We start from the raw sequence: 15,107 nt of genomic DNA, 5'->3' as shown, positions 1-15,107 counted from the left end.
TCCAAATGATGTTTCTTTTTGTAACCCTTCTGGTCCTTTTACTTGTGATCCACAGTCAAAACATCTTTCTGGTACCCGTTTCAATTTTACGACAGGGGTTTTCATTATTAATGAACTGCAATACCATTTGAATCAGCTAATACAATTGTAAAGTATTTGTTGTTGACATTTACACGTAAAATCGTAAAAGTTGAAAATCGTAAAAGTTGAAAATCGTAAAGGTATAAGTGTATGATTATCGGAGTTTTAAACCAAAAAGGTGGAGTAGGGAAAACAACATTAAGTATAAATTTGGCGGCTATTTTTTCACGCAATGGAGCGCGTGTATTATTAATTGATGCTGACCCACAAGGAAGTGCACTTGATTGGGCCGCGGCACGTAACGAGGAGCCTTTATTTTCTGTTATAGGTTTACCTCGTGCAACTATCCACAAAGAAATAAATCAAATCGCTAAAGGCTACGATTATGTTATTATTGATAGCCCGCCTCGTGTAACAGATTTAGCACGAAGTGCTATTATGGCTTCTGATCTTATACTTATTCCTGTACAGCCATCCCCATATGATATATGGGCAGCAGATGAAATTATTAAACTAATAAATGAAGCTCTGATCTATAAACAAAACCTCAAATCTGCATTTGTAATTAATCGTAAAATCTTAAATACTGCAATTGGTAGAGATGTTAGAGAAGCGCTTGAAGTTTATTCTGTACCATCATTTGAAGCAAGTATAACACAACGTGTCATTTTTGCTGAATCTGCGGCGCAAGGAAAAGCCGTTTGTGAAATTGATGAAAAGAGCTTAGCTACAAAAGAAATTAAAGCTGTAGTAAAAGAAATTATGGAGTTTTTAAAATGAATACAAAATTAGGTAAAAAGATTACTATTGGTGCAAAACCAATTCATAAATCTACATTGGCATCAACGGCAGATGCGTGGGTTGAAAATCGAGTTGAGGAAGAACCCATGAAACGTTTAACTATTGATATTCCTTTAAGCTTACATACGGCTATAAAAACCTCTTGTGCAAGTAGAGGAACAAAAATAGCTGATGAAATGCGAGAATTTCTTTCAGAAAAATACAAAAATAATTAAAAACGTATTTAAGTTAAATTTGTAGAAAAGTTAAATATAAGGAAATATTTATATTTTTGAAGTGAATGTATAATATTTATTACATATTTGAAGGTGTTAACCTATAATTAATAGTCATTTTGTTTATAAATATTTAGATAGATGCTTTTCTCTTTAATCTAAAATTTTTTTAGATTAAAAACTATAAATTTGTTCTTTAGTGTAAAATTTTTAAGTGAAAATTGTATTTTTATAAGTTATCCACAAAATATAGTGTTATATATAGTGTTATATATAGTGTTACGCATAAAATAATTACTGTAACTTATTGAAAATACGCTTTTTATTTTAGTTAATGGTGTGTGATAACACGAAAGAAAGTGGGTGATAACACGAAAGAAAGTGGGTGATAACACGAAAGCGCTTGTGGAGTGGGTAATAACACGATATAAATCTTTTGGTGGGTAATAACACAAAAGAGAAAATGATATGGAAGAGAATACAAAAGATAAATCGCCTCTTCTTCCTGACCGTATGCAACAAGAAGATTTTTTTATTTGTGATATTTTTGATGCTACACCTAAAGGAGATATGGCATCAATGGAACATCCAATCTTTTCAATATCAACAAAACCAGACCTTCGTATCAAGCATTATGAAAATGGAAAAAACTTTATTAAAGTTATTCCATCAGTACAAGGCGTAGCAACCGTTCATGATCGGGATATATTAATTTTTTGTATATCCCAAACAATTGCTGCATTGAATAATAAAAGTGAAATTAAACAAACATTGAGATTTAAAGCCTACGATTTTTTATCTGCAACGAATAGAGGTACAGATGGAAGAGGTTATGAACAACTCAAAGCAGCTCTTACTCGCCTTGCAGGGACAAGAATAGAAACAAATATTACTACAGGAAAATATGAAATTTTAGAAGGTTTTGGTTTAATTGAAAATTATAAAATTGTAAGAGAGACTCGTGAGGGAAGAATGCAAGAAATTGAAATTAAACTTTCTGATTGGGTATTTAATGCAATTAAGGCACATGAAGTACTAACATTACATCGTGATTATTTTAGATTGCGTAAACCTCTTGAGCGAAGAATGTATGAATTAGCACGTAAACATTGCGGTCAACAATATTCTTGGCGTATTGGGCTTGATAAATTACAAGCAAAATGCGGTTCTGGGTCAACAAATAAAGAATTCAAACGATTAGTTAATAAAATAATTGAACAAGATAATACATACAGTCATATACCAGATTATGCTGTATCATTAAATGGTAATAATATTATTTTTACCAATCGAAATTTTAAAGAGCTTACAAATATAAATGTTTCAATTATATTAAATCAAGAAACATATCATGATGCGAAGTTAGTTGCTCCCGGTTGGGATATATATTCCCTTGAAAAAGAATGGCGTTGTTGGATGTCTGAAGGTGGTATAGATGCGCCACGAGAACCTAATAAAGCATTTATTGGTTTTTGCCGCAAATGGTTTGAAAGACACAAGCAATCTTAGATTAATTTTTTATAAAAAAATTCCTTTGTCATAATAATTTTAATCAAATTTCTTTCAGATGCACAAAATCACACAAACTAGATACAGAACGAGTGTAAACATAGGATTCTGGTAAATTCATCGATAAAATTGTGCGGGTATATTTTTAATCTCTATAATTAATGCTGAACGCTGATAATCGTTTGTTCAGTAAAAAATCAAACCAAATTTATGGCTTATTAATATTCATGTATAATATACATAAAATATATAAAATTAACAACTTATTAAAAATAAATGATAGAGAGTTACTTGATAAATTCATTATTTGTGGTAGTGATGATAGCTTATCAAAGTATATTTTATAATTTAATTATTTTCATAAAATATTATTTAATAAGATTAACCTATTGATACCCATTTTAATAAACTCTAGGTTTTCCTAGAGTAGGTTAAATACTTCTTTAGTAGAAGTGATAACTAAAAATACTATCACACATCAAGAATGCCTTCTGAAGGTTTTATGTGCGTGTTTGAAAATCCATAAAAAATCAAAGAAAAATTAAAATAAATAAAATCATCTCATTTAGTTGTAAGTAGAATGTTACTTATGATATATATCATAAATATATATCATGGAGGATTATAATATGCAGATAGCAAAAATATTTCAAAATGGCAGAAGTCAAGCTGTAAGGTTGCCTAAGGAGTTTCGGTTTAATGAAGATGAAGTCATCGTAAAAGCCTTTGGAAACGGTGTATTGTTATTACCAAAAGAAAATCCGTGGGTTTTAATGCAAGAAGCAATCAATGAATTTGAAGATAATTTTCAATTCACAAGAGAGCCTCAGGGAGATCAAACCCGTGAGGATATAAAATGATTTATTTACTCGATACCAATATCTGTATTTATATCATTAATAATAACCCCACTTATGTCTTTGAAAAGTTTAAACAATTTCAATTAGGACAGTTAGGTATTTCCAGTATTACCGCTTCAGAGCTTGCTTTTGGTGTTGAGAAGTCTGGATCACAAAAGAATAAACTGGCTTTAAATAAGTTTCTATCCCCTTTAGAAATACTACCTTATGACGAGCAAGCTATTTGGCATTATGCTGAATTAAGACATCAATTACAATCAACAGGACAACCTATTGGAAGTTTAGATATGTTAATTGCTGCTCATGCCTTAGCATTAAAGGTAAATTTGGTTACCAATAATGTTAAAGAGTTTAAAAGAGTAAAAGGCTTAACTGTAGAAAATTGGGTCATTTAATAAAAAAAATTATTTTATTAATAAACATCTTTCTTATATGAGTTTATAAATATTATTTATAGTTAATGAGTTTACGTAAAATATTTTATATCTAACCTTGCTTTTATTTTTTAAGAAAAAAATATGAATATATGTATTTGTGATTTTAGCGATATGCCAACAACTGTTAGATTAAACCCATCAATATTACAGGTAATTTAGATTTATGGCGTTATCGTATAATTACAAAATTACAAGATCAAACAGTATGTATTCTAATTTTAAGAGTTAATCCTCGTAAAAACGTATAAATAATCTGATTATTAAAGAAATTGATTATGGTTGCGATTGGATATGCTAGAGTATCCACAATTGAACAACGCACTGCTTTGCAAATAAAAGCATTAAAACAATTTGGTTGTGATAGCTTTTATGAAGATAAAGCCTCTGGTGCTAAAACAGATAGACCAGAATTATTAAAAGCCCTTTCCTATTTAAGAGAGGGCGATATATTAGTTATTTGGAAGTTAGATCGTCTTGGGGGGGCAATAAAACATCTAATAGACATTGTGAATGATCTAGAAGCTCGTAAGGTTTGTTAACAGAGAATATTGATACCACAGCTCATAGAGGTGAGTCAGTATTTCATCTATTTGGAGTATTAGCTCAATTTGAAAGAGACCTTATCAAGAAAAGAATAAAAGCCGGATTAAAAGCAGCTAGAGATCAAGGTGGAGTTGGTGGAAGGTCAATTGTAATGACAGACGAAAAACTTAAGAAACCAAAGAGCTTTTACAAAATGGATAGAGATACTACCAATAATTTATTTATTATAATTCCCTATTTTTTTTATAAAAAAATTCATACTTTTTCTCCAAATACTTCTACTTGATCAAAATGAAGAAATGTTTGTCCAATAATTTGTATACGAATAAAGCGACCAATAATATTATTAATTGGCAACAATCTATAAGGATCTCCATTTAATCCACCAAAAGAAATATCTTGATCTTTTTTACGATGAACTTCAGTAAAATTAACACCGTCATCAGACACTAATATAGATAAAAGATTACTTCTATTTTTAACTGTATCTGATTCTAATCTATTATAGATACGTAATTCTGTAAAAAGGTATAAATCCTTATATTCTATTTGCCACCAAGGATTATTTTCAGTTTTTGTATGGCATTGATATGATCCCGTCAAATTACCACTTATAGCCCCTTCTGGAGTAACATTTTTCCCTTCATCCCGATCATATATTGAAATTTGAGTCGGAATACCTAAACGAGATATATTTTCCCCAAGAGGCTCATTTTTAAATACCTTACTACTTACTGAAAAAAGTTTAGCAGGTGATAATTGTGCTTTAATTTTTTTTTGTTGAAATTTATCTATTACCTCAATGATAGAATCTCCAAATTTTTCAATATCTGATATTTGTGTTACCGAACTAAAATTATCGGTTTTTCCTTTATGTATTATTTGAGAAGAATAAATATTAAGTGTATTATTATTGGCAACCATATCGCCAAGAATATGATTCGAAGATGCTCCATATGAATCATTAATTATTATTATATTTTTATTACCAAATATTGCAGCCATATGAAATGCTGAACTTGAAAAACCAACAAAGTTTTGATTAGTTTGCCAAAGTTTTAGCTGATCTATAAAGGAAAGCTGTTCTGGAAATATACATTTTATTCCTTTAGATGTTAAATAATCACAAAGCTGATACTCATTTTCAATAGATCTTACTCCGCGTGAAAGCCGACTTTTTGATATATATATATACTCTTTTTGTAATGAATTATTTGATAAAGAAGGATACACTCTTTCAAGAGTTTTTTTATACATATGACTTATAGAATGATTTTCATTAAAAGATCGTTCTGCAATAACTATTTGTTTAAAAAGCGTAGTTTCAGTAATATTTTTTAATTGATGTTTTTGAATTCCAAGCTGATTAAAAATATAAGCAATATGAGGCACTTTAAATAAATGATCAGGAGGTTCTCCAAGATAAGCTATTTTTATTTTTTTTGGTTGATTTTTTAAAGCCCATAACCTGCTTAAAGAACTAACCATAAAATGTCCAAAATGTTGATGAACAACACCTAACCAAAAATATAAATCATGAACTAAAATATTCTTTATTCTATGAGGATGAATATTAGTTGTGACAGATGCATTTAATAAATTATAATCTGGTACACCTCTATAAAAACTACTCTCTGATATAATCTGTTGGTTCTCTCCATATAATGAAAAACCATGATTAAATACATTTTTATATGTACGAACATTTAATGGATATTGAAGGGGGATTATATACCCTCCCGCTCTCATACATTTTTGAAATATATTATTTTTATCTATATAATCGTGCATAATTTATTATTTTCTAAGTTAATTAAACCAAAATAAGGTTTATTTTGACGAGCAAAAAAATTGTCCAATTTGTCTCATTACTTTTTTTATTTTAACAATTAGAATGAAAAGATTCTATAAAATTTTTATATTAGATTAAGATTTATTTATTTAATATAAATTATTAATTTTTTTATAATTTTTTTATTCAATAATAAATCCTACAATTTTTAATTAAAAGAAATGAATGTAATGATTATTTTAAATCGCGAAAACTTTATTTTTAGGAGATTTTGCTGTTACTTTTTTAAATCGGTTATTAAGACATAAAAAATGGAATTATTGCATCTTTAGTTTAGTAATGTAAATTTTCTTTAGAATGCAAGCATAAAAAACGATCTCAAAATAATGTTGTTTAATGTGATTTGAATTTACTGTTTATAATTTAGACATAACGGTAACATTATGACGTTTAAGTCATCATATTTTATCAATAATATCAATGAATTATATAGTTATATATTGCTATCTTTATCAATATAACCAACAAACATATTTTTATAACCGCATACTTTGTATTTTTATCTGCAAATTACCATTATTTATTTTTCGTAGCTCATATTAAATATAATTTCACTATATAACTTCCTAATATAAATAAAATTTTAATATAATTGATTATTTAAATATATTATTAAATAATATTTAATATAAAATTATTTTAAACATTATTATAAGTTTATTTTTATTACATTACCTATTTTAATAATTCTTCTAAAACTTCATTACCTATTTTTTATAAGTTTTTTATTATTATTTTAGACTTTTATAATATGTATAGTGGTAAATTTATTATGATCAAGTATATTGATACCTCTTTTAGGTATTTTACAAAGATGGTTAATTTACATTAATCACTTTTTTTTAGTATAATAACTTTTTATTGTTAATTAGGTAAAAATCGATGAAAGTTGCTGTTTGTTTGGTCGTGAAAAATGAACAATTGGAAATTGTTTATTGGATTGCTTGGTATAAAGCTCTGGGTTTTGATACCATCATCATATATGATGATTTTTCTGATGATGAAACAGAAAATGTAATACTTTCTTTAAAAAATACTATTGATATAAGATATCATAGAAATGCTTTTAATAAAGACATACATCATATTAGACAAATTAGAGCTTATAAAAATACTATCACAAAATACAAACAAGAATTTAATTGGATTGCCTTTTTTGATTCTGATGAATATTTAGATTTATATGGGAAAAATATAAAAGATTATTTAATGGAGATGAATCATGCATCATTAGTTGCTTTTAACTGGTGTTGTGTTGGTACTAATAATTATATTAGCCGACCTCCTGGTATTCCTGTTATTAACTATACATTACATGGAAGCAATGAACTTTTTTGGAATAAACATACCAAAGTTATAGTGAAACCACTATCTATATCAAAACCATTATATCACGTTCATAATATCATGGTAGAAGGACAAAGTGTTGATAGTGCTGGAGATCCTATAGAGTGGGAAGGTGATCATGGTGGTTTTACAAAAGACTATCCCACATGGGCAGGTGGGCGCCTTATTCATTATCAAACTAGATCTTTAGAACATTATGTGATTAGAGATAGAAATATAGAAGAAATAAGAAAAAATAAACAAGATCCAGTACATAATATTGTTAGTAGTAACGATTATAATCAAATAGAAATTAATATTTCTGAAATTTATTTACAAAATTTTTATAAAATAATGAAAAATTTTGTAAATGGACAAGGGCGTATCGTAGAACAAATAATAGCCTCAATACCTTTTTCATATTTTTTATATTTAAAAGATTTATACTCACCAAAACAGGTCTCTATTTTTGATCCTCATTATGAATATGAAAACAATGCAATTCCTCTTTATTGGATTTCTCATCATTCTAAACCAGGAAATATATTAAAAGATAAATTTAATAGTGAAAAAAAAGTTTTAGCATTTCATATTAAAAACTATTTTAATTATTTTCTCTGTGTTTGTAACGAAGAATTAAGTGTGCATGATGATAAAGAACCCGTTATTGCATTACTTCTTGAAGATAGTGATTATATTCATTTATGCACACAATCTTCTTGTCTTTTAAAAGTAAAAGGAGATCCAAGAATAGGTTCAGTACTATCATATAAAGTATGGGGAAACCCTAATGAAACCATTTCATTATCTCATCCAGATACAAATAGATATTTAAGTTTTGATGAGCATGGTAAACATTGTATAACAAAAATGAGAGCATATGAATGGGAAAGTTTTTCATTATTAGAAATTAATCTTGATAATTGTACAGATACAATTAAAGAAACTGCTGAATATTTAAAGAGTAGTAGAAGCTTTTATGAAATGCAGATTTTATGCCAACAAAAGAAAGAAAAAAATGGGTTAATATTCAATGCTATAACATCATTAGATGATGCTTCTAAAAAAGCTATTAAAATAATATCTAGAGGTATATTATCAGAACATAATATGTAGAAAATATTATAAAAATTTAAATTTATATAAATTAATGTTATGAAAATAATTGTTCAGTTATGGTTGAATAACATTAATTTATTTTTCTCAAATCTTTTTGCTATCAAATAAACATTACGCGTAGTCTAAGTGATTCTGTATAAAGCGCAAATCATATATATTAAAGTAAAAAGATCCTGTTGCAAAGTTAGAGAATAGAGTTTAATTTTTTCACAAATATGAATGAAATATTTATAATTGGGAATAGACACTGTGCTTGTTAGAATGCATAGCAACACTTCTTCAGAAAAGCCTTTAAAACGATAAGCTCTTTACATCAACCTGTATTGGTAATGATAAAACAACCTCTTTTTCAAAAACACTATAAATCATGAAGAAAGAGAATATTCTTTCTAATTCTTTGTTTCATGAAACAAAGAAATATATGGAAAAGAACGGCTGTTTCCAGTCTTTCCATACAGCAAGAAATATAGTTAAAGAATATGAGGTAATGTAATGGATTAAGAAAGGCTTACGGTTTGAAGGGAAGTAGACTATAAACCACAAATCAACCTTATAAATCTACTCAAATTAAACAATCTTGTCATTTGCTAAATTACCCAACCATATTAATAATTACAGCATCTTTATCTATTCGTAACAAGTCAAAAAAACGTCAAGGTTACTCAACGTTTCTTTAGGCAAGCTTTTAAAAGGTGATAGATTATTTACACTAATCCATATCGGAACAGATAAAGCATTCAATTTTATACTTCTTCACAACTTAATTACCTATTCGCGACAAACCTTCTTAGTGTTAGTTATGTTTCAAAAAATAATAAAATAAACTGTTTCGAAAAAAAACTGCAAGCTTACAAAGAGTAAAATTTACAGATATTGTTTGATAAAGGATTATTCAATAAATTTTGTAATATCTAAATCGCAGAACCCAGAACCGTTAATATTTGTAATATTAATATTGTTAAAGTCCTCTTTTATTTTATTGCTTATATTTATTTTATAATTATTCCACCACTCAGAACATTCTTGCATTAACTGCTCAACTTTTCCTTCATCAATTATATTTTTTATGAGTTTATGTACATTATTCCAATTATCAATAAAAGGAATAGGATTTTTTCCTAAATATGGAGTAAAACAATTAAGCCCTCTGCCATTTTCTACTATAGGTATACAACCAGCTTCGAGAGATTCATATATTCGGAAAGAATCTAAATGTACAAAGCCTGCGGGGCAAGGAATGAATATAGAATTTTCCATATACTCTCTATATTCTTTAACCCCTAAAGCATCAACACTATTAAAATATGATGTTAAATGATAATATCCGCCATCTATATTTTTCATATTATCATACATAATTTGACGATTTGTTTTTTTTATGTCTCCAGCAAAAAACCATGTATATTTTTTATGTTTGGTTTTAATATTATTAATATCTCTTTTAAATCCAGCTTTATAACCTAGAGGAAAAAAATTTACATTTTTATAACTAGCGAGAATTGGATTCCATAAATTTCTCCATACAGTATTGCAATATTCATAACATCTATATTCATCTTTAAAAGCTTCATCACTTAAATGTACAAGTAAAATATTGTTATTATTATAATATAAAGTTTTATAAAAATCTAATTTTTGTTCATTTATTAGGCTATCTATTATAATTAAATTTTTATTTTTAATTGTTGATGCATTATTTATTTCTAAATGTTCATATTTATCAAGAAAAGGAATAATTTCTTGTAACCATTCTGTTTCAAACATATGGTGTAAATTACAGTTGATTATAACTTTATTTTCTGTATTAAATATATTAGATCTAGTAATTAAATTGTTTTTTCTTTTTAAATATTCAGAATTGGGAAAGATTTTTTTTAAATTATCTAACGTTGCTAAAACGTTTGAAGTATAACAGAATTGATATTCTTTGAGGGCTCTATTTGTAAAAAATTTTGATAATTCGGTTTCATAGTTTTCATCAGGAATAATATAATAATTTTCCCAGTCAAGAGCTTTCTCTCTATCGCATGTAACCGTCGTTAAGTCATTGCTACTTGATAAAAATAAATTATTTTGTGAGAGATTATAAAGGCCTTGTTTTGTAATTTGATAATCAAAACTACCAATATTTAAAAAAAATATTTTATCTTTTTTAAAATAATGTCTAATTATATTAAATTCATTGCAGTCTTCTATTTTTTTTTGTTCTATATTACCATGTTCAGATAAACATAATACTGTCCCAAAGTGCGTAATAATCGGCATTATTTATTCTTCTTATGTTTTTTGTTGCAATAGCTATCGCATAGCTTACCCATTTTTTTCTTTTATTTAGTATAAATTTAATAATTCGTAAATTTTTTAATTTTATAGTGTCATATTTATTTTTTGACTTGTTACGAATAGATAAAGATGCTGCAATTATTAATATGGTTGGGTAATTTAGCAAATAACAAGATTGTTTAATTTGAGTAGATTTATAAGATTGATTTTTCGTTTATAGTCTACTTCCCTTCAAACCCTAAGCCTTTCTTAATCCAGCACATTACCTCATATTCTTTAACTATATTTCTTGCTATATGGAAAGACTGGAAAAAGCCGTTCTTTTCCATATATTTCTTTGTTTCATGAAACAAAGAATTAGAAAGAATATTCTCTTTCTTCATGATTTATAGTGTTTTTGAAAAAGAGGTTGTTTTATCATTACCATCAATTTATCGCTTATAAGATCATCATGCCATTTATATGATGAGCGTAAAAATCATACTTAGCTCTATTAAAATTAATTTGTTTCCATTCCAACAATTACAGCCCATTCCTAATTAAAAATATACTTTCAAAATCAAAATCAAAAGTTGCTAATGATTCGCATTGTCATATATAGTTAATATTAATAAAAAATGTTTATCTAAATCTATTTATTCTAAAAGTTACATGAAAAGGAAATAATTATGCGTATAAAAAAATATCTTTTGGCTAGTTGTGCTTTAATATTATCAAGTCCTGCTTTTGCAGTGGAATACCCAATCGGTAAACCTCAAACTTGTGGTAATATGGAAATAGCAGCTGTTTATCTTCAACCTATTGAAATGGAACCAGAAGGGGTGATGTTACCTGCAGCACAATCTGATGTACATCTTGAATCTGATATTCATGCAACTGCGGATAATAAAAATGGATTCCCTGAAGGGAGTTGGATGCCATATTTACAAGTATCCTACGAGCTTACTAAAACAGGAGATACAAAAAAATTAAATGGTATTTTACATCCAATGGTTGCTAATGATGGCCCACATTATGGTGAAAACATTAAAATGTTAGGAGCAGGTAAATACCATTTAAAACTTACAATTTTGCCGCCATCTCGCGAAACAATGTTTGGTAGACATGTTGATAAGGAAACTGGTGTTGCACCTTGGTTTAAAAGTTGTGTAACAGAGTATGATTTTACTTATGCTGGAACAGGTAAAAAAGGCGGATATTAATTCTAATATTCTAATAAAAAATTAAATAATTAGTTAATTTACTATTTTATTTTAGTTTGTTTAATATTTTTTATTAAATAATTATAAGTAAATTTTAGGATATTTAGTATGAAAATATTATGGGCTATTTTATTTTTATTTGTATTTTTACCAATATCATCTTTTGCAGCGTCATTACAAAATTATGATGTATCTATCGCTGATGGTGTATTTACACCATCATCAATTGAAGTATCTGCAAATCAGCGTATTAAAATAACAATTAAAAATACAGGAAAAGGACCTGCTGAATTCGAAAATTTATCACTTCGTGTCGAAAAAGTTCTTGGACCAGGTGTTACATCATTTGTGGTTATTCATCCTCTTAAACCAGGAAAGTATCAGTTTATTGATGAATTTCATATGAATATGCAAGGTTTTAGTATTATTTCCAAATAGGAGTTTTATATGGGTGCGCCTTTATTTATCGTATGGCGTGAAAGTGTCGAGGCTTTACTCGTTATAGGTATCTTGTATGCTTGGTTAAGACGAGAAAATTTGTTGTCATTAACTAAACAACTTTGGATAGGTACTGGATTAGGTCTAGCGCTTGCTGGTTTACTTGCTATTACTTTTTGGGTAGCAAGTAATTGGTTTGCGGGTGCGGGTGGAGAATGGTTTTTCACAGGAATGATGTTTGTTGCATCTTTATTAATTTTACAAATGGTAATATGGATGCACCGTCATGGACGAGGTATGAAAAAGCATCTTGAACAAGAGGCCGCTGACAGTCTAACAAAAACAGGAAGTGGATTAGGAATACTTATTTTAGCAATGTTAGCTGTAGCGCGAGAAGGTTCAGAAACAGTTGTTTTTCTTGCAGGTATCGGAGTTCAACAACAAGGATCTTCTTTAGGACTTTTTATTTTAGGTGGTGTTCTTGGTTTTGTTCTTGCTTTGTTAACATTCTGGCTTTTACAAAAATCTTCGAAAATCATTTCTTGGAAATGGTTTTTCCTTATAAGTGAGTTTTTACTACTCTTAATTGGTGGTGGATTAATGATTAGTGCTTTTGATAAAGCTGCTGCTCAAATATCTGCTTATAACCTTCCTGACTGGCTTTATAGCTTTATGGATGATTATTTATGGAGTAGTGCGTGGTTGATTCCAGATAATAGTACCTTAACAGGTTTAACAGGTTACCATGCAGAACCATCTTTAATGCAAGTTATGGTTCTCGCTATTTATTGGATTCTTGCAATTTTATTTTGTAAAATCCGATTTAAAAATAAAACTACGCATTGATATGAACTAAATTGAGGCTACATAAGGGTTTAAATGATAAGTAAAATACTTCATAAATTAGGCGTTGCAATGCAACGCCATAAAGGAATAATACAAATTACCCAGTGGGGGATTGTTGGTTTGTATCTTGTTCTTTTAATCATTCCTACGTTTATGGATTTACCACCACGACATGCACATATTTTAAGTAATCTCGTTTTATTTGCCCAATTTATTTTTTGGGGAATTTGGTGGCCCTTTGTTATTCTTTCAATGTTAGTTATGGGAAGAGTTTGGTGTGGAGTTTTTTGTCCAGAAGGTGCACTAACTGAGTGGACGTCAAAAAAGTTTGGTAAAAATAAAACAATACCACGTTGGATTAAATGGAAAGGTTGGCCTGCTATTGCTTTTATTTTAACAACCCTTTATGGACAATTGATTAGTGTTTATGATTATGCTCAAGCTGCATTATTAATCTTGGGAGGTTCAACAATAGGTGCCATAATTGTTGGTTTTTTTTATGGAAAAGAAAATCGCGTTTGGTGTCGATATTTATGTCCTGTTAATGGTGTTTTTAATCTTTTATCACGCTTATCACCAATTTCTTTTAAAAGTAATACCAAAAAATGGGCTAATTATCATGGTGAGCAATTAAGTAATCCACATTGTCCGCCGATGATTAATATTCGACAATTACATGGTGTTTCATCTTGTCATATGTGTGGACGTTGTGCTGGGTATCGAGATGCAATTAGTTTACAGTCAAGATCTGTCAATGAAGAGATTATTGTTTATGGTGGTGAAAAAGGTAATATTTGGCAAACACGACTTTTGCTTTTTGGTATGATTGGTGTCGCTATAGGTGCATTTACGTGGACAGTTTCACCTTGGTTTGTACAATTAAAACAATTATTAGCAAATTGGTTAATTAATCACAATATTTTTTGGCCGCTTAATGCCACAGCCCCTTGGTGGATTTTAACAAATTATCCTGATAATAATGATAGTTTTAATTGGTTAGATGGTTTTTGCGTTACTTTTTATATTCTTGGTTCAGGACTTATATTTGGATTTGGTTTAACAATTATTTACAAACTATTAGGTCGTTTTTTACGAAAACCTAATCTTTATCTTTATATATCACAAGCTCTTATACCTTTGGCTGCAGCAGGTTTATTTCTTGGGCTTACTGCAACAAGTGTGAAATTATTACAATATGATGGTATTATTTTGGGGTGGATAAAGAACGCAAGAGCAATTATTTTAATTGGAGCCGGTCTTTGGAGCCTTTATTTAGGTTATAAAATTTTAAGAAAAATTACTAATAATATTTATCAATTTATATTATCGTTTTGTTTATTTTGTTTTTCTCTAATACCTATTTTAGCTGCTTGGTGGTTTATGTTTTGGGGATGGTAAATATATAATATAGTATTACCTTTACTGCGGTTGATGTTAATGAAGTTTGGGGGAACCCATATGGTGGTATCAAACAGGGTGCTGCTTATGAGGGTATGACGACATTGACCCTCAACTGGGATCCAGAAAAAGTGCTTGGTTTTAAACATGGGCTTTTTAATATCAGCGCTATGCAAATCAGAGGACGTTCATTTACA

Annotated in this window: 14 protein-coding genes; 12 read left to right on the top strand and 2 right to left on the bottom strand. The window is 28.5% G+C overall.

Translation table 11 applies throughout. The features are described from left to right. Positions 1 to 231: 231 nt before the first annotated feature. From parA to QMN76_RS10660, 7 genes are all read left to right on the top strand, one after another. The gene (gene parA, locus QMN76_RS10690) at positions 232 to 861 is read left to right on the top strand and encodes a ParA family partition ATPase (RefSeq protein ID WP_282024735.1); all 630 of its coding nucleotides are present in this window, start codon (positions 232 to 234) and stop codon (positions 859 to 861) included. Further along, positions 858 to 1,097 (top strand): hypothetical protein, encoded by a 240-nt coding sequence (locus QMN76_RS10685; RefSeq protein ID WP_034341115.1) that lies wholly within the window; start codon positions 858 to 860, stop codon positions 1,095 to 1,097. The genes parA and QMN76_RS10685 overlap by 4 nt, the downstream gene beginning before the upstream one ends. A 468-nt stretch (positions 1,098 to 1,565) precedes the next feature. Next, the gene (gene trfA, locus QMN76_RS10680; protein ID WP_034341118.1) at positions 1,566 to 2,606 is read left to right on the top strand and encodes a plasmid replication initiator TrfA; all 1,041 of its coding nucleotides are present in this window, start codon (positions 1,566 to 1,568) and stop codon (positions 2,604 to 2,606) included. A 629-nt stretch (positions 2,607 to 3,235) separates the two neighbouring features. Next, positions 3,236 to 3,466: an antitoxin gene (locus QMN76_RS10675; RefSeq protein ID WP_034341121.1), complete on the top strand. Its 231-nt coding sequence runs from the start codon at positions 3,236 to 3,238 to the stop codon at positions 3,464 to 3,466. Beyond that, positions 3,463 to 3,861 (top strand): type II toxin-antitoxin system tRNA(fMet)-specific endonuclease VapC, encoded by a 399-nt coding sequence (gene vapC / locus QMN76_RS10670; RefSeq protein ID WP_034341124.1) that lies wholly within the window; start codon positions 3,463 to 3,465, stop codon positions 3,859 to 3,861. Before QMN76_RS10675 ends, vapC begins: the two co-directional genes overlap by 4 nt. A gap of 317 nt (positions 3,862 to 4,178) precedes the next feature. Beyond that, a complete protein-coding gene (locus tag QMN76_RS10665; protein WP_051462132.1) occupies positions 4,179 to 4,442 on the top strand; it encodes a recombinase family protein in 264 nt (87 codons plus the stop codon). Then, the gene (locus tag QMN76_RS10660) at positions 4,436 to 4,732 is read left to right on the top strand and encodes a recombinase family protein (RefSeq protein ID WP_282024731.1); all 297 of its coding nucleotides are present in this window, start codon (positions 4,436 to 4,438) and stop codon (positions 4,730 to 4,732) included. The genes QMN76_RS10665 and QMN76_RS10660 overlap by 7 nt, the downstream gene beginning before the upstream one ends. Here QMN76_RS10660 and QMN76_RS10655 read toward each other — a convergent pair. Continuing rightward, positions 4,702 to 6,237, bottom strand: a complete 1,536-nt coding sequence (locus QMN76_RS10655; protein WP_034341127.1) for a glycosyltransferase 61 family protein — start codon at positions 6,235 to 6,237, stop codon at positions 4,702 to 4,704. The genes QMN76_RS10660 and QMN76_RS10655 overlap by 31 nt on opposite strands. A gap of 943 nt (positions 6,238 to 7,180) precedes the next feature. Between QMN76_RS10655 and QMN76_RS10650 the strand changes: the two genes are divergently transcribed. Further along, positions 7,181 to 8,740, top strand: coding sequence for a glycosyltransferase family 2 protein (locus QMN76_RS10650; RefSeq protein WP_282024730.1), 1,560 nt, complete (start codon positions 7,181 to 7,183; stop codon positions 8,738 to 8,740). Positions 8,741 to 9,631: 891 nt separating this feature from the next. On the opposite strand, the gene QMN76_RS10645 is transcribed toward QMN76_RS10650, so the two are convergent. After that, complete coding sequence (locus QMN76_RS10645) at positions 9,632 to 11,008, bottom strand: glycosyltransferase family 47 protein (RefSeq protein ID WP_282024764.1); 1,377 nt, start codon at positions 11,006 to 11,008, stop codon at positions 9,632 to 9,634. A 686-nt stretch (positions 11,009 to 11,694) separates the two neighbouring features. Between QMN76_RS10645 and QMN76_RS10640 the strand changes: the two genes are divergently transcribed. The 4 genes from QMN76_RS10640 to QMN76_RS10625 all read left to right on the top strand — a co-directional run bounded on the left by QMN76_RS10640 (position 11,695) and on the right by QMN76_RS10625 (position 14,910). Beyond that, positions 11,695 to 12,228: an iron transporter gene (locus QMN76_RS10640; protein ID WP_282024741.1), complete on the top strand. Its 534-nt coding sequence runs from the start codon at positions 11,695 to 11,697 to the stop codon at positions 12,226 to 12,228. Between the two features lie 108 nt (positions 12,229 to 12,336). Continuing rightward, positions 12,337 to 12,666 carry a cupredoxin domain-containing protein gene (locus QMN76_RS10635; protein ID WP_034341110.1) on the top strand — a complete coding sequence of 110 codons (330 nt, stop codon included), beginning with the start codon at positions 12,337 to 12,339 and terminating at the stop codon, positions 12,664 to 12,666. Between the two features lie 9 nt (positions 12,667 to 12,675). Further along, positions 12,676 to 13,512 (top strand): FTR1 family iron permease, encoded by an 837-nt coding sequence (locus tag QMN76_RS10630; protein ID WP_034341112.1) that lies wholly within the window; start codon positions 12,676 to 12,678, stop codon positions 13,510 to 13,512. A 33-nt stretch (positions 13,513 to 13,545) separates the two neighbouring features. Then, entirely contained in the window at positions 13,546 to 14,910 is a 1,365-nt protein-coding gene (locus QMN76_RS10625) for a 4Fe-4S binding protein (RefSeq protein ID WP_282024737.1), read from the top strand. The last annotated feature ends 197 nt before the right edge of the window (positions 14,911 to 15,107 follow it).

The organism is Commensalibacter papalotli (ex Botero et al. 2024) (genome assembly GCF_947179115.1).
Taxonomy (GTDB): Bacteria; Pseudomonadota; Alphaproteobacteria; order Acetobacterales; family Acetobacteraceae; genus Commensalibacter; species Commensalibacter papalotli.
This window is presented reverse-complemented; position numbering and strand designations above follow the sequence as displayed.